Below are 20,048 nucleotides of genomic sequence, written 5' to 3'. Positions count from 1 at the left end.
ACATTCGCGGGTACGGTGTCGACAACGAACTTACTCCAGAGTAAGTTGGATGACAACCGATCACCCGACGAGACCATGGAGAACTCGAGTGACAAGCAAAGCCCGCTCGACGGCGGCCAAGGCAAGCACCGCCAAGACCGCGAAGACGCAGCGCCCGGTCGCGATCGTTGGCGGTAACCGGATCCCGTTCGCGCGTTCCGACAAGGCCTACGCGCACGCGTCGAACCAGGACATGTTCACCGCAACCCTCGACGGGCTGGTGAGCCGCTTCGGCCTGCAGGGCGAACGCCTCGGCATGGTCGTCGGCGGCGCCGTGCTCAAGCGCGTGGGCGAGCACAGCCTGATCCGTGAGAGCGTGCTCGGCTCCAAGCTCTCGCCCTACACCCCCGCACACGACCTGCAGCTCGCCTGTGGCACCGGCCTGCAGGCCGTGGCGACCGTCGGCGACGCGATCGCGATGGGCCGCATCGACGCCGGTATCGGCGGCGGTACCGACACCACCTCCGACGCGCCGATCGGCGTGAGCGAGGACATGCGCGAGTGGATGCTCAACGCCAACCGCGCCAAGACCAACAAGGACCGGCTCAAGCTGGTCGGGCAGCTGCGGCCCTCGATGCTCGGCATCGAGATCCCGCGCAACGCCGAGCCGCGCACCGGGCTGTCGATGGGTGAACACGCCGCCATCACCGCCAAGGAATTCGGCGTCTCCCGCGAGGCACAGGACGAGCTGGCCTACCTCTCGCACAAGAACATGGCCGCCGCCTACGACCGTGGCTTCTTCGACGACCTGATCACCCCGTTCCTCGGCCTGACCCGCGACGACAACCTGCGCCCCGGTTCGACCGTGGAGAAGCTGGCCACGCTGAAGCCGGTGTTCGGCACCAAGCTGGGCGACGCCACCATGACCGCGGGCAACTCCACCCCGCTCACCGATGGCGCGTCGGCAGTGCTGCTGTCCACCGACGAGTGGGCCGCCGAGCGCAAGCTGCCGGTGCTGGCGCACCTGGTGGACTCCGAGGTGGCCTCGGTGGACTACATCCACGGACCCGACGGCCTGCTGATGGCGCCCACTTACGCGGTGCCGCGTCTGCTGGCCCGCAACGGCCTGACCCTGCAGGACTTCGACTACTACGAGATCCACGAGGCCTTCGCCTCCGTGGTGCTGTGCACGCTGGCCGCGTGGGAGTCCGACGCCTACTGCAAGGAGCGTCTGGGTCTCGACGGCGCGCTCGGCTCGATCGACCGCAGCAAGCTCAACGTGAACGGCTCCTCGCTCGCCGCGGGCCACCCGTTCGCCGCGACCGGCGGCCGCATCGTCGCCTCGACCGCGAAGATGCTGGCGGAGAAGGGTTCCGGCCGCGCGCTGGTCTCCATCTGCGCCGCGGGCGGACAGGGCGTCGTCGCCATCATCGAGCGGTAGTCACCCGCTGAAACAGCTGCGGCGGCACCCGGAATCCCGGGGGCCGCCGCAGTAGTTTTCGGGCCGTTGTCAGCGGCACATCGGGTTCGGGTGCGGCTCGGCGGCGCCCCACGGACCGCAGATGATGAGCTTCATGATGCCGAGGGGAAAGTCGATGAGGGCGGAACCGGTGCCCGCGGAACCGGACTCGGCGATCACCGCGGGTTGGGCGGGTGCGGCGAGGGCCGGGGAGGCGGTACCTGCGGCGATGCCCGCGACGGCGGCTGTGGTGACCAGGATTCGGATCATTCGACGGTGCATGGGGAACCTCTCGGATAACTGTGCGGAGCTGACTGTCACATCGGGGGTTTCAGCGAGAGCGTTTCCGAGACTTATGGGGGCTTGACTCACCGAAACTTATTGTGTAGCTGGCTATTCCACGCCGATGGCGGCGGCGATCAGGGGCCAGGAGGCGTGCAGATCCTGCTCCCAGTAGTGCCAGGTGTGGGCGCCTGCGGGCCGGAAGACGGTGTGCGCGGGGATGTTCAACTCGCTCAGACGAGCAGCCAGCCGTCGAGTACAGAAGTTGGCCGCCGCTTCGATCGCGCCGCCGAGCATGATCTGGTTGGCCATGCCGATGGCTTTGCCCGGACTTGCTCCGGGCGGAAGGGTTTCGGCGGGCCCGGGGAGCCCGGAGGCGCTCGACAGGTAGATCGCCTTGCCGCGCAGGCGGTCCGCGTTGAGGTAGGCGTCGTTGGCCCGCCAGGCGGGGTCGTCGGGCGGGCCCCACATGTTGACCGGATCGGCGTCCGCGCGGGCGAGCACCAGGTCGATGAACGTGCGGCTGAGCGGGTCATCGACCGAGGCGCAGCCGCTGAAGGCGCCGACGGCGCGGTAGCGATCGGGCGCGGCGATGGCGAGATTCAGCGCGGCCGTGGCCGACATCGACAGCCCGGCAACGGCGTTCACGCCGGTCGTGTGCAAGGTGGCGTCGATGATGGGCGGTAGTTCCTCGGTGAGGAAGGTCTGCCATTTGTTGCGGCCGAGCTCGGGATCGTCGCGCTGCCAGTCGGTGTAGTAGGAGAAGGCGCCCGCGGCCGGGGTGACGACATTGACGTTCTTGTCGGCGAAGAACTCGACGATGTCGGTCTGGTCGTACCAGTTCGCCACGTCCTCGCCCCCGCCCGCCCCGTTCAGCAGATACAGGGTCGGACGGGGTTCGCCGGTGTCGAAGGGCGTGATGACCCGCAGGGGGATCACCCGGCCCATCGACGCGGAGTACACGTGCAGCGTCTGCTGCCGCTGCCCGGGCCGCTCGACGCTGTCGAGGCGGGAGACATCGGCCCCGGCGGTGCCGATCGTGAGCACGATCGACGCCGACATCGCTGCCACGATCGAACACAGCCGGGCGATCATCAGCTGCCGATCAGGTTGCGCAGGACCTCGGAGAGGATGTCGGTGGCCGAACCGGTGGAGCTCAGCTGTCCGTCGGAGGAACCGAGACCGTTCTCACCGAGGCTGCCGATCACCGTCTCACCCGCATTCGCGCCACGTGCGGTGAAACACGCGGTGAGATTGGGCATTTCGTTGCTCACGCCCACCGTGCCCGCGACGCCGACACCACCGCTGGTCACCTGCTGGCCCGGCTGCAGCGAGGACGGCACCGGATAGGTGATGGTGAGGGTCACCGGGTTGCCCGAGTTCACGAACCAGCCGGTGCTGGTGACCTTCCAGCCGCCCGCGTTCGGTTCGGGGGTCACGTCCTCGGTGACCTGGCCGCCGATGGCGTGGTAGGCGGTGACAGTGGTCTTGACGGGGGCACCGAAGCCGCTGGGCGGGAAGTCGGTGATGGTGTTGACGTACGGGTTGCCGATGCCGGTGGTTCCGACGACCACCTTGTAGGTGACGGTGGTGCCGACGCCGATCTCCTCGGCACTCGCGATCTTGTCGTAGACATGGGTGACGCCGACGGTGCTCGCGTCGCGCTTCTCGGCGTGACCGCGGACCGAACAGCTGGTGTCGGCGGCGGCAGCGCCGGAGCCGAGGGCGACGCCGACGCCAGCGACGACCAGCGCCGTCGTGGCGATTCCCGCGGCGGTGCGCGAAGTCCGGAACATGATTTTCCTCCAGAGCCCCGGTCGGGGCCATCCTCATCGAGTGGTGCTCCCCCTCTGGCGACAAGGTAACGGTGGAACTGGACAGTTGTCCTGGAAAACAAGAACACGTTCCACTATTTGTGGAACATAATCGTTTTACCCTTGAAGGCGGGTTTGACCAGGTAATCTCCGGAGTTTTGGGCCCACACGGCCCGGCCTCCCGCGCTGGCGGGAGGCCGGTGCGGTGTCTACTTCGGCAGCTCGATGTGGCCGCCGAACGCCTTGCGCATGGCCGAGAGCATCTTGTCGGCGTACTCGGCCTCACCGCGCGAGGAGAAGCGCTGGAAGAGCGCCGCGGACAACACCGGAACCGGGACGGCGGTGTCGATGGCGGCGTCGATGGTCCAGCGACCCTCGCCGGAATCGGACACCCGGCCGCTGAAGGAATCGAGGTTCGGGTCGGCGAACAGCGCGCCCGCGGTGAGGTCGAGCAGCCAGGAGGCCACCACCGAGCCACGTCGCCACACCTCGGTGATCTCCGGGATGTCGAGCTTGTACTGGTAGTACTCCGGGTGCTCGAGCGGGGTCTCCTCGGCGGAGTGCTCGCCGCCGTGATCGGCGCCCATATCGGCGTGCTTCAGGATGTTCAGACCCTCGGCGTAGGCGCTCATCGCGCCGTACTCGATGCCGTTGTGCACCATCTTCACGAAGTGACCGGCCCCGGCCGGTCCGCAGTGCAACCAGCCCTGCTCGGACGGGGTCGGCTCACCGGTGCGGCCGGGGGTGCGCGGTGCGGCATCGACACCGGGCGCGATCGACTTGAACAGCGGCTCGAGCCTGCGCACCTGTTCGTCCTCGCCGCCGATCATCAGGCAGAAGCCGCGTTCCAGACCGAACACACCGCCCGAGGTACCGACATCGAGGTAGTGGATGCCCTTGGGAGCCAGCGCCTTCGAGCGCTTGATGTCCTCGTGGTAGCGGCTGTTGCCGCCGTCGATGATGGTGTCGCCGGGCTCGAGCAGGTCGGCGAGCTCGTCGATCGCGGCGCCGGTGGCACCGGCGGGAATCATCACCCACACCACCCGTGGCGCGTCGAGCATCCCGACGAATTCCTTCAGGTCGGTGCTGCCCCGGAAGCTGTCGCCGAGCTCGGCGGCCAGCTCGTCGATGTGGCTTTGGTGGCGCTCGTGCCCGACGGCGCTGTGCCCGTCACGCACGATGCGGCGCACGATATTGGCGCCCATCCGGCCGAGGCCGATCATTCCCAACTGCATCAGTTCTCCCTCGTTGTCCGGTCCCTGGTGGCGAGTCTCACCCCTGATTGTCGCGCGCGGCGCGGCCCCGCTGCCCGGCGGCATCGCGCGCCCGGTCGAAATCGACCGAAAATGGGCTGTAACGCCCCGGTGAGGGCCGCGATAAACAGATCGGCTCCGTGTAGTTGCCAGACCCCCGACCCGGCAACTACACGGGGCCTTTCTGTTGCCTGCCCCACATCGCCGGGCTGCCGAGTCCGCGCCGGGCCGTTACCCTTGGCGGGCACCCGGTAAACCCAACGGGGCCCATGAAACGGAAGGACCTCCGTGCCCAGCGAGTCGACCGCCGGACGACCGGCGGACCGAGGGCGGGGCGAGGTCGGACTACGCAAGCTGCTCGAAGCAAATCGCACTTTCGATGCCGACACCACCGCCCTGCCCACCCAGCCCATCAGCACCATCGCCCGTGGCCACCGCCCGCAGGCGCCCCAGCCGACCCCGCCGGGCGACCAGCTACTGGTCAAGCGGATCGGGATCGCCGTCGGCGCCGTCTTCGCGGTCGGTACCGCCGCCTATCTGGCCGACTTAGCGCTGAACGTGGGCGAGGTGCCGCGCGGTGTCGTCATCGCCGGTGTGGAGGTCGGCGGCATGGACCAGGGCGAGGCCGACGCCAAGCTGCGCAGCGAGCTCGGCCCGCGCGTCGACCAGCCGCTCCCCGTGCGCATCGGCGACGTACAAGCCAGCATGGTGCCCTCGGCCGCCGGTCTCGGCATCGACTGGGACGCCACCTGGGAGGAGGTCGGCGGTCAGCCGCTGAACCCGGTCGGTCGGTTCGTCTCGCTCTTCGGGACGCGCGACGTCCCCGTGTCCAGCACCGTTGACAGCGCGGCGCTCGATCAGCAGCTGAGCACGTTCCGCGCCCACGACAACCCCACCGTCGAAGGCACCGTGCGCTTCGAGAACGGCACACCCGTCGCGGTGCCGCCGGTACCGGGCCGGGTGCTCGACATCGACGGTGCGCGCAGCACCATCACCGAGCGCTGGGCCGAGGTGAGCCTGCTCGACCTGCCCGTCGTCGCGGCGCCGGTCGAGGTGCGTGCCGAGGCGGTGCAGGCGGCGCTGCGCGATATCGCCACGCCCGCCGTAGCCGCCCCGATCACGTTGGTGGCCAAGGATTCCCGGGCGACGCTGTCGCCCGAGCAGATCGCGAGCGTACTGAGTTTCGCGTCCGACGGCCAGGGCGGGCTCGCCCCGCGCATCGACAACGAGGCCGCCATCGCCCTGCTGGCGCCCCAGGTGGTGACCACCGAGACCGAACCGAAGGACGCCACCTTCACCGTCGGCGCCGGGAAGCCGACGGTCGTCCCGGCCGTGGTCGGCGAAAAGGTCGACTGGGCGAAGACACTGGAGAAGCTGCCCGCACTGCTCACGCAGCCGGGCGAGCGAGCCTTCGACGCCGTGTACCAGCGAATCGAGCCGAAGCTCACCACCGAGGCCGCCGAGAAACTCGGCATCAACGAGATGATCGGCGAATTCACCACCGGTGGGTTCAGCGGCCCGTCCGGGGTGAACATCCGGACGGTGGCCACCAAGGTGAACGGTGCCGTCGTGAAGCCGGGAGATACGTTCTCGCTCAACGGTTTCACCGGCCCGCGTACCGCCGCCGAGGGGTATGTCGAGTCCGGCATCATCGACAAGGGCAGGCCGAGCACGGCGGTCGGCGGCGGCATCAGCCAGTTCGCCACCACGCTGTACAACGCCGCCTACTTCGCCGGGATGGAAGACGCCGGGCACACCGAGCACAGCTACTACATCTCGCGCTACCCCGCCGCGCGCGAGGCGACGGTGTTCGACGGCGCCATCGATCTGGCCTTCCGCAACAACTCCGAGCACGGCGTGTTCATCCAGGCCGTCGCCACCGGGTCCGACATCACCGTGCGGCTCTGGGGGACGAAAACCGTCGACGTGGAGTCGATCACGGGCGAGAAGAGCAAGCCGACCGAACCGACCGAGATCACCCTGCCCAAGGGCAAGGACTGCATCGCCTCCGAGGGCGCGCCCGGGTTCACCATCTCCGACACCCGGGTGATCACCGATCGCAAGACGGGGCAGCAGATCTCGCGGCACACACGGACGGTGAAGTACGATCCGATCCCGATCGTGAAGTGCGAGTGAGGGTTTCCTAGCAGTTGCAGTCGCAACAGCAACCGTCGCCGCAGCATTTGCCGCACTCGCCGCAGTTACCGCAGCACTCGCAGGCCTCGCAGCAGTCCTTGCATTTCTTGCGCCAGGCCTTCTTGCGCCTGCCGTCGCAGGGACTGTTGTGGTCGACGCAGCACGCCGCGCCGGTGCAGTAGACGCCGCAGATCTGGCCGATCGCCCGGAACGGGCCGGGGGCGGTCGGCTTCTGCTCCGGTGCGGACGGAAACTGATAGGGCTCGTGATTGGCGGAGACGCGGCAGACATGGCCGGTGAGCAGGCCGAGGCCACGACCCAGATTACGCAGCAGTGCCGCCAGCGGGTCGAGCAGGGCCCAGCGCACCGTCGGTACCTGGTCGAGTTCGGCTTCGGCCGCCGCCCGGCGGATGCTCGCCTCGCTCTCGCGGACCAGTTCGTAAGCGCGCGGCATATCGGTGCCGGTGGCGTCGAGGGGATTGAAGCGGCCACGGGCGCGGTCGCGTTCCAGGTCTTCGATCGCGTCGGCCAGGTGGGCGATGCGGCCGACGTGGCGGCCGATCTCCGCAAGGGCGGCAACGTTTTCCGGCCTGCCCGCCAGGGTGGCGGTGTGGCCGAACAGGGTGGCCGCGCACAGTTGGGTGGGGCCGGTGAGGTCGTCCAAGGTGATGACGTCGACGAGTTGTGCCGGTGGCCGTTCGGCGAGACAGCTTGCCACCGCGCGCTTTTCGAGAGCGGACTGCATGGCGATCGCCGACAGCAACGGGCCGACGTCGAGGCCGATACTGTCGGCCTGGCGTTGTGCGCGAGTCGCCCAGGAATCGGCGACCTTGCGCATCGGCCCGCGCGCCAACGCTACCGCGTCACCGTCGTCGGCGTGGTCGCGAATCTTGGCTGCTCCCAGCAGCAGTGATGCGGTAGCTGCCAGCCGCACACCCGGCGCGTCGGCCGCGACCACCGATGCCCGGCGCATGCCGCGCAACGGGCAGGGCGCGGCGTTCGTGCGCCCGGCCGCGCCCGCCTGCGCCTCGGTGAGCACACTGAGCACGATCGCGTCGGTGTTGGTCGCCGCGCGGGCCAGCTGACCGTGGCCGTCGCGCAGGCCGAGGCACAGCCCGCACATGTGCGCCTGCCACTGGTCCGGATCGATGCCGTACTTCGCCGCACCGTGCGCGCACGGCTTCAACACTCCGAACAACTGGCACCCCCGTCGATCACGAACTTTCCGACAAGCACGATCGCAGGTCGCACCGGCCGGGGCAACCGCTACTCGGGTTTGCGTCCCGCCAGACCACGCCAGGCCAGATCATCGAGCAGATCGACCGCCTCGGCCACCTCGATGCGGCCACCGGCGACGCGGTCGGCGATGGCCTCCCCGGCGCCGATCACAGCGGCGGCGACGACTTCGAAATTGGTGCCGGGCTCGGCGTGCTTGGCGCTGGATTCCAGCAGCTTGGCGGTGAGTTCGATGACGCGCTCGCGGGCGTTCTCGATCTCGGAGGCGAATGCTTGCTGACCGATTGCCTGCCGGTAGAGCACCTGCCAGGACTGACGGTTGCGGTCGACGAAATCCAGGAAGCCCTCGAGCGCCGTACGCACCTGTTCGTGCGGGGTGAGTTTGGGATTGCCCGCAGGCGCCACGGCCTCGATCAGCCGCAGACCCTCGCGCTGGATGCAGGCGCGGAAGAGTTCGTCCTTGGAGCCGTAATACAGGTAGAGCATGGGTTTGGAGATCTTCGCCTCGGCGGCGATCGCGTCCATCGATGTGTCGTGGAAGCCCTTGCGCGCGAATACCTCGACGGCGGCATCGAGCATCTGCTGCTCGCGAACCGCCCGGGGAAGCCGCTTCGTCCCGCCTGCCATCCACTCTCCTACCGCAGGGTGAAACTCCATCTTACTGCAAGGTAAGTTCCACCCGTGCCCATTTGCCGCACAGTCGCCACGGCGCTCAGCAGCCCAGTGCGACACCCTTGTAGCGGGCCATCCGCAGCACCGACGCATCGACTCGATCAGCGGGCAGTTTGCCACTCGACACCGACTGCTCCAAGCGGTCGAGTACCTGCGGCACCGCATCGGTGGTGATCCAGAGCGCGTTGTCGGCCCCCGCGACGAGCGCGGCCTCGACGGCTTCGGCGATCGTCATGCGGTCGGTGATGGCGGCCATGCCACCCAGATCGTCGGTGAAGATCGGGCCGTTGAACGGCGCGGCGCCGTAACCGGTGCCCTCGCGCAGCAGCGACATCACGGCCGGGCTGATACTGGCCGGGGTGTCGGGTTCGGTGAGGCCGGGCACGTCGAGGTGGCCGACCATCACGGCGGCCCCGGAGTTCACCAGATTGCGGAACGGGATCAGATCCTTGTTCTTCAGCTCATCGATCGGCGGCGTACGCACCGCGCCGGTGTGCGAATCGCCGGAACCGGAGCCGTGACCGGGGAAATGCTTGATGACCGAGCCGAGCCCAACCTCGTTGGAGGCGCGGATGTAGGCGTCGGCGTATTCGGTGACCACCTGCGGGTCGTCGCTGTAGGAGCGGTCGCCGATGACGCTGTTGTCGGGCTGGGAGCTCACATCGGTGTCGGGTGCGAAGTCGACCGTGATGCCGAGGTCCTTCAACGCCTTCGACCGGGTGAGCGTGTTCTGGTAGTACTGCTCGGGGGTCTGGGTCCGGGCGACCACCCGGGCCGAGGGCGCCTCACCGATCACGGCCGACGCGCGGGACACCCGCCCGCCCTCCTCGTCGATCGTCACCATCAGAGGTGCCTTGGCGAGGGCTTTCACCGCGTCGAGCTGGGCGCGATCGAGCAGGCCCGGATCGGTCCAGCTACCGACGAAGATGCCGCCGACCTGCTCGGTGGTCACCACATTCGAGGCGTCGTCGGCGCCGGTGATGCCGACGGTGAGCAGCTGGGCCAGCTTCTCACGCTGCGAGAAAGTGCCGAGATAATCGGCACCGCAAGGTTTTTGGGGCGCGGTGGTGGCGACCGGCGCACCGTTCTCCGACGAGGACGCCGCCGCGCCGCTGCTCGCGGCGGTGGTCGTCTCGGTCGACGACCCTCCCGAGCACGCGGTGGCGACGGCGGCGACAACTGCGAACACGACCACAGGCGATTTCCGCATGCACTCCACGGTAGACCCGGACCCGAACCGATGCCCTCGTCAGGTTGGGTTCAAGCGGCAAATAGCCGGGTAACCTGGGGGAAAGACCCTGCGCAGGAGGTCGTCATGCCGTGCGATCGGATGCTCATCGCCTACGACGGTTCCGAACACGCCAAGCGCGCCGTGCAGTACGCGGGCCGGTTCCTCGCCGCCGAACGCGCCATTCTGCTCACCGCCTGGGAACCGATGGTCCGCCAGGCCGCGCGCATCTCCGGGCTCGCCGGGGTGATGCAACCGGAATGGGTGCCCGACGAGGAGATCGAGGACATCGCCTACACCGATGCCCGCAAGATCAATGCCGAGGGCGTGCAGCTGGCCAAGCAGGCGGGTATCGATGCCGAGGCCCGAACCGTCGAGTGCACGACAACCATCTGGAACGCCATCGTGGACTGTGCCGACGAGCTCGATGTTGACATCATCGTCGCAGGTACACGGGGTAATACCGGGTTGCGTGCACTATTGCACAGCAGTGTGGCCGAGGCGGTGCTCAAGCACGGGCACCGGCCGGTGTTCCTGGTGCCGCCCGAGCACTGAGAGTTGCGTCGCTCTCGTGGTTCGGCGGTGGGTACCCGGCGTTATGGTCGAACCACTATGAGCGGATTCCTGTTGGCCCGACCCGACTCGGTGTTGCGCGCCGACGGGGTGCGCACGAACTTCGCGGACCCCCCGGCGGCGGTCGCGGCGCTGCGCGCGTGGCGCGCGGGTGCGGGTGCGGGTGCGGGTGCGGGTGAACGATCCGAGTCGGTGGTCGGCTTGCCCGCACAGCCCGGTACGAGCGGAGAACTCAGTACGGGCGACGAGCTCGACCCGAGCGGACAGCCCGACGAGGCGCCCGAGTTGGTGGTCGGTGCATTGCCGTTCGATCCCCGCGAACCCGCCGCGCTCTGGCGGCCTGAGAAGGCTGTGCACACGGCCGGAGCGTGGCGTCCGGCTGCGCTGCCACCGTTGCCGCAGCTGCGCGTTGTGGCCGAATCACCCAGTGCGGCAGAGCATGTGATACGGGTCCAGAAGCTGGTCGAACGGCTCGCCGATCCGGCCGACGAGTTGCGCAAGGTGGTCGCCGCGCGCAGCGTCGTCGTCGAAGCCGCCGATCAGCTCGATCCCGAGGCGCTCGCGGGGTATCTGCTGACCAGGCATCCCACCGCCAACGTGTACGCGGTCGACCTGTCGGCGGCGGGCCGAGCGGGGCAGACACTGCTCGGCGCCACGCCCGAGGTACTGGTGACGCGCCACGGCGATCGCGTGAGTCTGCATCCACTCGCGGGCACGTTGCCGCGACTGCCCGACGCGGAGGCGGATGCGGCACAGGCCCGTAAATTGTTGTCCAGCAGTAAGAACAACGACGAACACGGATTCGTCATCGAGTGGATCCGGCAGCAGCTCGGGCCCGTGTGCGCGGAACTGCACATCCCCGAGCGGCCCGAACTGCTGAGCACCGAACAGGTCTGGCACCTCGCCACCCCCATCAGCGGGGTATTGCGTGACCCGTCGACCACCGCGCTCGACCTGGCGCTGCTGCTGCACCCGACGCCCGCCGTGAACGGCACCCCCTTCGCCGCGGCGCTCGACGCCGTCACCGCCGACGAACGGCGCGGTTTCTACGGCGGGGCGGTGGGCTGGTGCGACAGTCACGGCGACGGTGAATGGGTGGTCGCCATCCGGGGCGGGGAACTGTCGGCGGACCGGCGCGTCCTGCGGGCGAGCGCGGGTGGCGGGATCGTCGCCGACTCCGATCCGGCCGAGGAACTGGCCGAGACCACCGCCAAATTCCGCACCCTGCTCGCTGCCCTGCGTTGCGAACTGCCCGAACGCTGACCTCGCGGCCCACACCTGCTAGGTTGGCCACCAGACAGGCCCCGACGTCGACGTATTGGAGTGCGCGATGAAGTTTGCTGTTCCGGCTGTTGCCAGCGCGGTCGGCGGCGCCCTGCTGAGCGCGATCGCCGTCTTCGCCATCACGGCAGCGGTGCAGCAGAACACGGCTCCCTCGATCGACCGCAGCGGTGACAAGGACTCCTCGCTGCTCAACGCTCCTGAATACGGCAGCCGCTGACGCGCAGGCCCGTGCGTCGCGCCCCTCGGGGCACCTGAACAAGGCGCCACTGGGCTGGCGCTGGTTCGTCGGCTCGGTCGTAGCCGCCTTCGTCCTGACCTTCGCGCAGGCGCCCGGCCTCACCGTCGCCGACACCAAATACGACCTCGCCCAGAATCCCCTCGGCTTCCTCGCGCGCGCCGCGCACCTGTGGAGCAGCCAGGCACCCATGGGCCAGGTGCAGAATCAGGCCTACGGCTATTTCTTCCCGCACGGCGCCTTCTTCTCCGCAGGTCATCTGCTGCATGTGCCCGCCTGGGTGACCCAGCGCGTCTGGTGGGCGCTGCTGCTGCTCGCCGGGTTCTGGGGCGTCGTCAAGCTGTGCGAAACGCTCGGGATCGGGGCGCGTGGGTCGCGGGTGATCGCGGGTATCGCGTTCGCGTTGTCGCCACGGGTGCTCACCACGCTCGGGTCGATCTCCTCGGAGACGCTGCCGATGATGCTGGCGCCGTGGGTGCTGCTCGCGCCCGCCGCGCTCGGGGTGGCGCTGCGCAGCAGGTCCGGCGCGGCACCGGAAAGAGCCCGCGGCGGGATGCTCTCGCCCGCCGGTAGCGCGTTCGCGCTGGCGTTGATGGGGTCCGTCAACGCTGTCGCGACAGTGGCCGCGTTCCTGCCCGCCGCGCTGTGGTGGGCCTCCTACCGGCCGAATCGGCGGTGGTGGCGGTTCACGCGGGCGTGGATTCCGTTGCTCGTGCTCGCCACGTTCTGGTGGGTGGTGCCGCTGCTGCTGCTCGGGAAGGTGAGTCCGCCGTTCCTCGACTACATCGAGTCCTCGGGCGTGACCACGCAGTGGGCGGCGCTGAGCGAGGTGTTGCGCGGTACCGACAGCTGGACACCGTTCGTGTCGCCCGAGCGCATCGCGGGCGCCGTGCTGGTGACCCAGCCCGCCGCGGTGCTCGCCACCGGGCTGCTCGCGGCGGCGGGAATGGCGGGGCTCGCGCGATCGTCGATGCCGTATCGCGGGCGGTTCGTGCTGATCCTGTGCGTGGGATTGGCAGGGATCTGCGCCGGGTATGTCGGCACGCTCGGCGGGCCGTTCGCGGAATCGGTGCGGATCTTCCTGGACTCCGGTGGTGCGCCGCTGCGCAACGTGCACAAGCTGGAGCCGCTGATCCGGTTGCCGCTCGTAGTCGGGCTCGCGCATCTGCTCGGCCGAGTGCCGCTGCCGGCATCCGTGCCGATGCCGGTGTGGCGCAATGCTTTCGCCCATCCTGAGCGCGATCGTCTCGTGGCCGTCGCGGCGCTCGTGCTCGCCGCCCTCACCCTGGCGACCTCACTGGCGTGGACCGGTCGGCTCGCCCCGCGCGGCGCCTACGACCGGGTGCCCGCCTACTGGACCGACACCGCGCGATGGCTGGCCGACAACGCCGCCGACACCCGTGCCCTCGTCGTCCCCGGCGCGCCTTTCGGCAGCCAGATCTGGGGACTCACCCGCGACGAACCACTCCAAGCGCTGGCGAGTACGCCCTGGGCCGTGCGCGATTCGGTGCCGCTGAACCCACCCGGCACCATCCGCGCCATGGATTCGGTACAGCGGCTCATCGCCGACGGGCGGCCCTCGGCCGGACTCGCCACCACCCTTGCCGACCAGGGCATCGGAATCCTGGTGCTGCGCAACGACCTGGACCCGGAGACCTCCCGTTCCACCCGGCCGATGCTGGCGCACCAGGCTGTCGAGGGGTCACCTGGGCTGCGCAAGGTCGCCGAATTCGGAGCGCCCATCGGGCCGCGCGCCGACGACGCCGGGCTTGTGGTCGACAACGATCTGCTGCCGTCGTACCCGGCCATCGAGATCTATCGCGTCGACCCCACCCCGCCGGGAACACCGACACCGGTGCGCAGCGGTACCGGTGCGCCGGAGTCGATCCCGGGCGCGTACACGGTCGGACTCGACTCGGTTCCGGTCGTGCGCGGCGGACCCGAGGTGCTCGAGCGGGTTCGCCGCGACGGCGCGAGCGGCCCGGTCCTGCTCGAAGCCGACGCCGCCAGGGCCGGACTACCGACAGAGCCGGTGCTGCTGACCGATACACCCATGGACCGGGAATCGGACTTCGGCCGAGTGGACAACCACAACTCGGCGGTGCGCGCACCGGACGACGCTCGGCGAACCCACAACCTCGTTCCCGACTACCCGGTCGAGGGAACCGAACTCGTGCGCGGCCAGTGGTCGGGCGCCGAGGTGACGAGCTCGAGTTCGGCTGCCGACGCCACCCAGATCGGCGGCGCCGCGCCCGGCAGCTCCACCGCCGCCGCCGTGGACGGCGACCCGAGCACCGCATGGATCAGCAACGGCGCGGAATCCGCACTGGGACAGTGGCTTCGGCTCGACCTCGACAAGCCGATCACCAGCGGCTCACTACAGTTCACCACCACCGCCGCCGCGCTCGGCGACCCCGTGAAGTGGGTGGAGGTGCGCACGCCGCGCGGGACCGTGTCGGCCCGGATCACCGAACCCGGTGCACCGGTCACCGTCGCCCTGCCCGCCGGGCGGACGGAGTGGGTGATGATCACCGCCGCGCGCACCGAAACCGGCACCCGTGGTGGTCAATTCGGAATCAGCGAACTCACCCTCGACGACTATTCGGTACGCGACGCACCGGTGCGGGTGGACATCCGGCACCGCGTGGTCCTGCCCGATGTGCCGACCGGAACCACGGTGACGGGCTGGGATCTCGGTCAGGAATTTCCCGGCCGCAGTGCGTGTTTCGACGGGCCGCTGCGCGTGCATTGCAGCAAGGGGCTCGGTCTGCCCGCTGAGGAACCAGGTGTCTTCGGCCGGACATTGTCGGTCCCCGAGCCGATGCGGGTGAGCACCGACCTGACCGTGCGCACCCGGCCGGGACCAGCGCTCGAAGCTTTACTCACCGACCCCACCCGTCCGGTCGCGCGCGGCAAGGCCGATGTGGCCGACCTGCGTGGCGCCGCCTTCGCCGCGACCGACGGCGACCCCCGAACCACCTGGACCGCACCGGAAGCCACCGTCCGTGGCCTCGCGGGCGCCAAACCCACACTCGTCCTGGAACTTCCGGAACCGGCGCTGGTCACCGGCCTCGACGTCACCACCGCGCTCGGCGGCCTGCCCGCCACCGCCACCTCCGTGCTGGTGAACCTCGGCAACGGGCCGCAGCTGCGTGAACTGCCGGAGCGCGACCACGGCGAGCCCGCGCGAATCTCGCTGCACCCCACCGTCACCGATCGCGTCGAGATCAGCATCCAGGGCTGGAACGAAGTGCTCGACCGCACCGCGCTCGGGTTCGTCCTCACCCAACCCGCCGGGCTCGCCGAGGTGGAGGTGTTGGGTCCCGAATACCCGGCGCACGCCCCCGGCGACCGACTCGTCACCATCGGCTGTGAGGCCGGGCCGGTGATCGCCATCGGCGGGCGCGCGGTGCACACAACCGTCACCGCGACCGCCGACGAACTCCGTTCGGGTGCACCGGTTTCCGCCCGCCCCTGCGAATCGGACGCGGCCGATATCGAGTTGCTGCCCGGTAAGCCCGACCTCGCCGTAGTGCCGACGGAACTGTTCACGGTCGACCGAATTCGGCTGCCGCGCACCGATCTCGCGGCCGCTCGGAGTTCCGCCCCCGCTCACGGTACGACCCACGAAGGCCCCTCTGCCCCAGCAGCCGATCCGACGAAGGCACGACTGCTGGTACTGCCGTTGAGCACCAACGTCGGCTGGGAAGCGCACACCGCCGACGGGCAGCTGTTGAAGCCCGTCGTGGTCGACGGCTGGCAGCAGGCTTGGCTTGTTCCGGCGGGGACGAGCGGGGAGATCACCGTGTCGTTCCCGGACGACCGGTGGTACCGGCTGGCGATCTTCGGTGGCCTGCTGCTACTGATTCCACTTGTGCTGCTTGCCATTCCGCGTCGGCGACCGCTTCCCGACCTCGGCCCAGCACCGACCACATGGGGTACCCGCCCAGTTGCCGCGCTCGGACTCACCGCCGCGGTGGCGGTGGTGTCCGGACCGTTCGGGGTGGCGTGCACCGTTGTCGCGATGGCGTGCGGTCACTTCCGGTCCGCTGTGACGAGTCGGGTACTGCCCTGGGTCGCCGGTGTCGGGACGCTGGTCTCGGTGGCGGCGTTGTCGACCGGCACATGGCGGTCGGGTACCACCTATATGGGCGGCTCGATCTGGGCGCAGGCACCCGCGGTCATCGCTGTCGTCGCGGTGGGAGTCGCCGCACTTCCCCGCCGACGCTGAGCGGCGCGCTCGTCCCAGCGCCGGGCCAGTCGGCGCGCGGGTTCCTCGATCAGCGCGTAGCTCGCGGCGGCCAGCGGCAGGGTCAGCGCGGTGGTGAGCACGAGGACGTACAGGAAGCTGCCGCTGAACGGCAACAGACTGAACACCGGGAACACCATCGAGAGCACGACCAGGTGCCACAGGAACACCCCGTAGGACCAGCGGCCGAGCACCGCCGCCGTGCGCGACTCCAGCCATCGATGCGGTGGGGCGTCGGCCGGGCGCAGCACCAACGGCGCCAGCAGGCCGAAGCCGATGATCGCCCCGAGCAGCATCTTCACCGCGTACTGCCACGGTTCGGCACGTTCGAGACCGGCCGGGCCGCCGTACTCCGTCGCCGAGATCAGGAACGCGACCAGCGCGATGCCCCACATCAGCGGCTGGTTCGCCAGCAGCCTCGGCCAACGGGCGTCGTCGCGCAGGCGGTAGATCAGTTCGGCGAGCAACATGCCCGCCGCGAACCACGGGATGTAGGCGGGCAGCCAGTTGTCAGCGTGGATGGCGTCGGGAGTCGGCACCGGCCACAGATTCCACGTCAGACTCACCGCGGCCAGCGCGCACAACACCGGGATCCGCCACCGAGCCGCCGACCCGCGCAGTCGCACGAACAGCAACGCCAGCAGCGGAAGCACCAGGTAGAACGCCACCTCCACCGACAGGCTCCACATCTGGGTGAGCCCCTCGGTGAGTGTCAAGGGGACGAACACCTGCAGCAGGAACAGATTCGACACCCACACCCGCAGGTTCGCCGTCTGCGCGGCGCCGGGCAGCAGTACCAGCACGAACACCACCACGGCCCAGTACGCGGGCATGATCCTGGCGAAACGGTGCAGCAGATAGCGCCCGGTCGACGGTGCCGCGCCCACCCCGTGCGCCGCCGCCGCGTGCGGGCGCCACAGCAGGAAACCCGACAGGGCGAAGAACACCGCCACCGCCATGTCGAAGCGCTCCAACATCGGCCCGATCACCGGTGTCGCTGAGGCCGCGGTCTGGAAAGCCACGTGGGTGACGAGCACGCCGAGGGCCGCCATCCCACGCATTCCCTCCAGGGCGGGGATGAAGCCGCGCGGCGGCGGAACCGGGGTGTGGGTGCTCGTCATCGGGGTCCAGTCTGCCGTGTCGGCGATTTAGCGGGCACAGCGCCGCCTTCCGTCGTCGTGGGCTGTTAGTGTCGGCTCAATCCGTGTTCGAACGACGAGGAGAGTTTGCATGGCACTGAGTGCCGGTACCAGAAGGACGGTCGCCTGCGTGCTCGTGGGTCTGGGCGCGGCATTGCTTGTTGCCGCGCTGATGATCCCCACCTACACCGTGAGCAAGGTGGCCAAGACTCCGCTCGACCTCGAGATCACGACCATCGCGGAGAACCAGCCCGGCGAGGACAGTCTCGTCCTCGACTCCAAGTCGCTGACCTCCGGTGACGGCCCGGCCGTCGTCAACAAGAACGTGCCGCTGATCTCGCAGCGCTTCGTCACCGTCGAGGAGCCCTCCGACGCCGACAAGATGACGCTGCAGGCCGGTCAGACCCTGCGCCGCACCGATGTGCAGGGTGACACGGGCCTGCTCACCGCGGCCATCGACCGCGTCACCATCTCGCGCACCACCGGCATGCCGGTCGACGAGGAGCCCAACGGGTCCATCGCCGTCACCGTCAACAAGGACGGCAGCGTGATGGAACCGGTGCAGCACACCGGCATCGGCTACCGCTTCCCGATCGGCACCGAGAAGAAGACGTACCCGTACTTCGACATCAACGTGCGAAAGTCCTTCGACGCCAACTTCATCGAAGAGACCGAGATCAACAGCACCAAGGTGTACCGGTTCCAGATGATCGCGCCCGTCACCAGCACCTGGGACGTCGTGCAGTCGCCGACCAACCGGCTCACCCTGCCCGCCGCCAAGTGGGGCGTCACCGATGTGCCCGCCGACGCGCCGGTCACCATGACCCGTTACTACACCAACGTGCGTGACCTGTGGGTCGAGCCGCAGACCGGCACCGTCGTCAAGGGTGGTGAGTCGATCCACCTGTTCTACGCGCGCACGGCCGACAAGCCCGAGGTGACCGCGCTCAAGTCGCACATCGTCTTCGACGAGTCGACCGTGGAGTCGCAGCTGGCCATCGCCAAGGAGAACACCGACAAGCTGTCGCTGTTCGGGCGCATCGTGCCGATCGTGCTCGGTGTTCTCGGCGTGATCGCGCTGCTGGCAGGCCTGTTCCTCGGTCTGCGCGGTGGTAGCGCCCCGGCCCACGCCTCGCCGCGTGGCACCCGGCCGACGCCCGCACCGACCGCCGCGGACTCCGGCGCCACCCGCTGGGACGGCGACGAAACGCCGACCACCCAGTTCCCGCGCGGTGACTACGATTCGCCGACCGAACAGATCGACACCAACAAACGCCCCTGAGCGCGACATCTCCGCACGGCCCCGGTCATCGACCGGGGCCGTCGTCGTTTCGGGCGGTGCGCAGCACGACGAGGGCGACGATCGTCGTGGTGACGGCGGCGACGCAGACGGCGATGCCGATGAGCGAACCGATGCTGTCGGCGAAGGCGAGCATCAGGGCGACCTCGACGGCCAACCCCACCCAGGTGACCATCGCCAGACCGGTGCGTTCCACCGCGATGGCCGACAGCAGCGCGCCCTGGAGGACGGCGAGCATGGCGCCGTGCAGCGCGAAAATCCACAGCATGCCCTGGATAGGTGCGTAGTCCTGACCCGCGAACAGGGGCGCGAGCGGGGCGGCCAAGGCGGCGCCGATGACCGCGACGATGCCGATCAGCGACAGCACCGACAGGGCGTCGCGGATGGCGCGGGCCGAATGCGTCGGCTGGGCCATGCGTGGGTACAGCACCACGCCAACCGCCTGCGGGAGCCAGAAGGCGATCTTGGTGGCGATGGTGCCGAGGGAGTAGCGGCTGGCGTCGGCGTCGTCGAGGACGATGCGCACGACGATCAGGTCGGTCGAGGACAGGGCCATCAGCGCGGCCTGCACCTGGACGGCACGCAAGACCGGGAGGACACCGATCGTCTGCTCGCGCGGTTCGACGGTCGCGGCCCGCCCATCGAGCAACATGTCTGCTGAATCGCTCGCGGTCGCCGATCGGACGATGCGGCCCGCGACGAAAGCGGCGGCGACGAGTCCGCCTGCCGCGGCGAGCAGGGCACCCGCGGAGCCGCCGCCGAAGGCGAGCGCGATCAGCGCGGGTGCCACGCGAGCGGTGCCTGCCAGCGCGAGCACCGTCGCCAGGGCACGGAACTGATTGGCGCCCTGGAGGATTCCCTGTTCACCCGACAGGACCACCAGAGCGGGAGCGGCGCCGAGGGCAGCGGCCGCGGCCAGCACACTGACGTGCAGCACCGTCGCGACGACCGGGATCAGCACCACCGCGACCGCCGCGACCAGCGCCGCACACCGCCACTGCATCGCCCGCACCGCACGCAGACCGGCGCCGCGCACCACTTCGCGCGCCACCACGTTCTGCATCGCCAAGGCGGGCACCGCGCACAGCAGCTGGACCGCGAGCAGACTCGCGAACTCGCTGAACCCGGCCACACCCAGCCAGCGCCCGGCCAACATCTGCAGCAGGTAACCGGCGACATTGGCGGTCATCGCGCCAGCCGTGACCCACG

16 protein-coding genes are annotated in these 20,048 nt (G+C 69.2%); 7 read left to right on the top strand and 9 right to left on the bottom strand.

Going from position 1 to position 20,048, the window contains the following annotated elements:
* Positions 1 to 88 precede the first annotated feature (88 nt).
* Positions 89 to 1,420, top strand: coding sequence for an acetyl-CoA C-acetyltransferase (locus NC7_RS03260; RefSeq protein ID WP_067978445.1), 1,332 nt, complete (start codon positions 89 to 91; stop codon positions 1,418 to 1,420).
* A gap of 69 nt (positions 1,421 to 1,489) precedes the next feature.
* Here NC7_RS03260 and NC7_RS03255 read toward each other — a convergent pair whose 3' ends face one another.
* The 4 genes from NC7_RS03255 to gnd all read right to left on the bottom strand — a co-directional run bounded on the left by NC7_RS03255 (position 1,490) and on the right by gnd (position 4,769).
* Positions 1,490 to 1,708, bottom strand: a complete 219-nt coding sequence (locus tag NC7_RS03255; RefSeq protein WP_067978442.1) for a hypothetical protein — start codon at positions 1,706 to 1,708, stop codon at positions 1,490 to 1,492.
* A 123-nt stretch (positions 1,709 to 1,831) separates the two neighbouring features.
* Positions 1,832 to 2,782, bottom strand: a complete 951-nt coding sequence (locus tag NC7_RS03250; RefSeq protein ID WP_236573151.1) for an alpha/beta hydrolase — start codon at positions 2,780 to 2,782, stop codon at positions 1,832 to 1,834.
* A gap of 32 nt (positions 2,783 to 2,814) precedes the next feature.
* Entirely contained in the window at positions 2,815 to 3,516 is a 702-nt protein-coding gene (locus tag NC7_RS03245) for a hypothetical protein (protein WP_067978437.1), read from the bottom strand.
* Positions 3,517 to 3,743: 227 nt separating this feature from the next.
* Positions 3,744 to 4,769, bottom strand: a complete 1,026-nt coding sequence (gene gnd, locus NC7_RS03240) for a phosphogluconate dehydrogenase (NAD(+)-dependent, decarboxylating) (RefSeq protein ID WP_067978614.1) — start codon at positions 4,767 to 4,769, stop codon at positions 3,744 to 3,746.
* A 306-nt stretch (positions 4,770 to 5,075) separates the two neighbouring features.
* On the opposite strand from gnd, the gene NC7_RS03235 reads away from it, so the two are divergent.
* Positions 5,076 to 6,923: a VanW family protein gene (locus NC7_RS03235; RefSeq protein ID WP_067978434.1), complete on the top strand. Its 1,848-nt coding sequence runs from the start codon at positions 5,076 to 5,078 to the stop codon at positions 6,921 to 6,923.
* A 7-nt stretch (positions 6,924 to 6,930) separates the two neighbouring features.
* Here the strand turns inward: NC7_RS03235 and NC7_RS03230 are convergent, their stop codons facing one another.
* The 3 genes from NC7_RS03230 to NC7_RS03220 form a co-directional block, all read right to left on the bottom strand.
* Positions 6,931 to 8,112 (bottom strand): DUF5685 family protein, encoded by a 1,182-nt coding sequence (locus NC7_RS03230; protein ID WP_236573219.1) that lies wholly within the window; start codon positions 8,110 to 8,112, stop codon positions 6,931 to 6,933.
* A 77-nt stretch (positions 8,113 to 8,189) separates the two neighbouring features.
* On the bottom strand, positions 8,190 to 8,786 hold the full coding sequence (locus NC7_RS03225) for a TetR/AcrR family transcriptional regulator (protein ID WP_067978428.1): 597 nt from the start codon (positions 8,784 to 8,786) through the stop codon (positions 8,190 to 8,192).
* Between the two features lie 85 nt (positions 8,787 to 8,871).
* Entirely contained in the window at positions 8,872 to 10,041 is a 1,170-nt protein-coding gene (locus NC7_RS03220; protein WP_067978425.1) for a glycoside hydrolase family 3 N-terminal domain-containing protein, read from the bottom strand.
* Positions 10,042 to 10,146: 105 nt separating this feature from the next.
* Between NC7_RS03220 and NC7_RS03215 the strand changes: the two genes are divergently transcribed.
* From NC7_RS03215 to NC7_RS03205, 4 genes are all read left to right on the top strand, one after another.
* Positions 10,147 to 10,614: a universal stress protein gene (locus NC7_RS03215; protein WP_067978423.1), complete on the top strand. Its 468-nt coding sequence runs from the start codon at positions 10,147 to 10,149 to the stop codon at positions 10,612 to 10,614.
* A 57-nt stretch (positions 10,615 to 10,671) separates the two neighbouring features.
* Positions 10,672 to 11,895 carry an isochorismate synthase gene (locus NC7_RS03210; RefSeq protein WP_067978419.1) on the top strand — a complete coding sequence of 408 codons (1,224 nt, stop codon included), beginning with the start codon at positions 10,672 to 10,674 and terminating at the stop codon, positions 11,893 to 11,895.
* 67 nt (positions 11,896 to 11,962) lie between these two features.
* On the top strand, positions 11,963 to 12,133 hold the full coding sequence (locus NC7_RS28295; protein WP_022566695.1) for a DUF2613 domain-containing protein: 171 nt from the start codon (positions 11,963 to 11,965) through the stop codon (positions 12,131 to 12,133).
* Between the two features lie 34 nt (positions 12,134 to 12,167).
* Positions 12,168 to 16,382 (top strand): alpha-(1->3)-arabinofuranosyltransferase, encoded by a 4,215-nt coding sequence (locus tag NC7_RS03205; protein ID WP_067978611.1) that lies wholly within the window; start codon positions 12,168 to 12,170, stop codon positions 16,380 to 16,382.
* Here NC7_RS03205 and NC7_RS03200 read toward each other — a convergent pair.
* Positions 16,295 to 17,521 carry an acyltransferase family protein gene (locus NC7_RS03200; protein ID WP_067978416.1) on the bottom strand — a complete coding sequence of 409 codons (1,227 nt, stop codon included), beginning with the start codon at positions 17,519 to 17,521 and terminating at the stop codon, positions 16,295 to 16,297. The two genes, NC7_RS03205 and NC7_RS03200, sit on opposite strands and share 88 nt — an antisense overlap.
* Positions 17,522 to 17,630: 109 nt before the next feature.
* On the opposite strand from NC7_RS03200, the gene pgfA reads away from it, so the two are divergent.
* Complete coding sequence (gene pgfA / locus NC7_RS03195) at positions 17,631 to 18,821, top strand: cell envelope lipid trafficking protein PgfA (RefSeq protein WP_067978414.1); 1,191 nt, start codon at positions 17,631 to 17,633, stop codon at positions 18,819 to 18,821.
* A gap of 25 nt (positions 18,822 to 18,846) precedes the next feature.
* Here pgfA and NC7_RS03190 read toward each other — a convergent pair whose 3' ends face one another.
* On the bottom strand, positions 18,847 to 20,028 hold the full coding sequence (locus tag NC7_RS03190; RefSeq protein ID WP_236573152.1) for a polysaccharide biosynthesis protein: 1,182 nt from the start codon (positions 20,026 to 20,028) through the stop codon (positions 18,847 to 18,849).
* Positions 20,029 to 20,048: the final 20 nt, after the last annotated feature.

Source organism: Nocardia caishijiensis NBRC 108228 (genome assembly GCF_001612825.1).
Taxonomy (GTDB): domain Bacteria; phylum Actinomycetota; class Actinomycetes; order Mycobacteriales; family Mycobacteriaceae; genus Nocardia; species Nocardia caishijiensis.
This window is presented reverse-complemented; position numbering and strand designations above follow the sequence as displayed.

Excerpts from the sequence above, each read along its gene's own strand:
- NC7_RS03250 (WP_236573151.1), bottom strand. The coding sequence starts at position 2,782 with ATGTCGGCGTCGATCGTGCTCACGATCGGCACCGCCGGGGCCGATGTC.
- NC7_RS03225 (WP_067978428.1), bottom strand. The coding sequence starts at position 8,786 with ATGGCAGGCGGGACGAAGCGGCTTCCCCGGGCGGTTCGCGAGCAGCAG.
- NC7_RS28295 (WP_022566695.1), top strand. The coding sequence starts at position 11,963 with ATGAAGTTTGCTGTTCCGGCTGTTGCCAGCGCGGTCGGCGGCGCCCTG.
- gnd (WP_067978614.1), bottom strand. The coding sequence starts at position 4,769 with ATGCAGTTGGGAATGATCGGCCTCGGCCGGATGGGCGCCAATATCGTG.
- NC7_RS03245 (WP_067978437.1), bottom strand. The coding sequence starts at position 3,516 with ATGTTCCGGACTTCGCGCACCGCCGCGGGAATCGCCACGACGGCGCTG.
- NC7_RS03190 (WP_236573152.1), bottom strand. The coding sequence starts at position 20,028 with ATGACCGCCAATGTCGCCGGTTACCTGCTGCAGATGTTGGCCGGGCGC.
- NC7_RS03220 (WP_067978425.1), bottom strand. The coding sequence starts at position 10,041 with ATGCGGAAATCGCCTGTGGTCGTGTTCGCAGTTGTCGCCGCCGTCGCC.
- pgfA (WP_067978414.1), top strand. The coding sequence starts at position 17,631 with ATGGCACTGAGTGCCGGTACCAGAAGGACGGTCGCCTGCGTGCTCGTG.
- NC7_RS03255 (WP_067978442.1), bottom strand. The coding sequence starts at position 1,708 with ATGATCCGAATCCTGGTCACCACAGCCGCCGTCGCGGGCATCGCCGCA.
- NC7_RS03215 (WP_067978423.1), top strand. The coding sequence starts at position 10,147 with ATGCCGTGCGATCGGATGCTCATCGCCTACGACGGTTCCGAACACGCC.
- NC7_RS03210 (WP_067978419.1), top strand. The coding sequence starts at position 10,672 with ATGAGCGGATTCCTGTTGGCCCGACCCGACTCGGTGTTGCGCGCCGAC.
- NC7_RS03200 (WP_067978416.1), bottom strand. The coding sequence starts at position 17,521 with ATGACGAGCACCCACACCCCGGTTCCGCCGCCGCGCGGCTTCATCCCC.